1 protein-coding gene is annotated in these 450 nt (G+C 56.2%); it reads right to left on the bottom strand.

All coding sequences use genetic code 11. The features are described 5' to 3' along the window. Positions 1 to 380 (bottom strand): hypothetical protein (locus CKO15_RS13910; protein WP_200197434.1); only part of this gene is annotated, 380 nt, incomplete at its 3' end. Positions 381 to 450 lie beyond the last annotated feature (70 nt).

Below are 450 nucleotides of genomic sequence, written 5' to 3' on the forward strand. Positions count from 1 at the left end.
CGCACGTCCGGTCCAGTGGAAAGGACGAACTGATTCTCCAGATTGCCCGGAGCCTCGGGACCTAATGGTTCCGTTCGGAGTTGTTCCCAGGCCCCGTCGAGGGCCCAGGAGAAGCGTTCGGGGCGCAGGTGGAACAAGAGGTTGCCGCGAATATTCGGACGAAGCTCATCCGCGGCGTTGCCGTGGAGAAATGTCCGGTAACCAAGACGGCCAGCCACCAGGCCCTCGATCGTCGGAGATCGATCCTGGTACGAAAACCCGATAAAGAGTTCAGTTACGAGGTCGGATTGCTTGTCCTTGGTTAGGTTGATGTTATCAGAAAATTCCGTTTCGAGACCGAAGCTTCCAGCAAATTCATAGGCGAAGGTCGGTGGGCTCACGACGAGCGCAGAGGTCCAAAGAAGGACAGCTAGGATGGATTGAAGGATAAGGGAGACATCAGTTCGGGCA

Origin of the sequence: Halorhodospira abdelmalekii, from assembly GCF_016583625.1 — a bacterium.
GTDB classification, from domain to species: Bacteria; Pseudomonadota; Gammaproteobacteria; order Nitrococcales; family Halorhodospiraceae; genus Halorhodospira; species Halorhodospira abdelmalekii.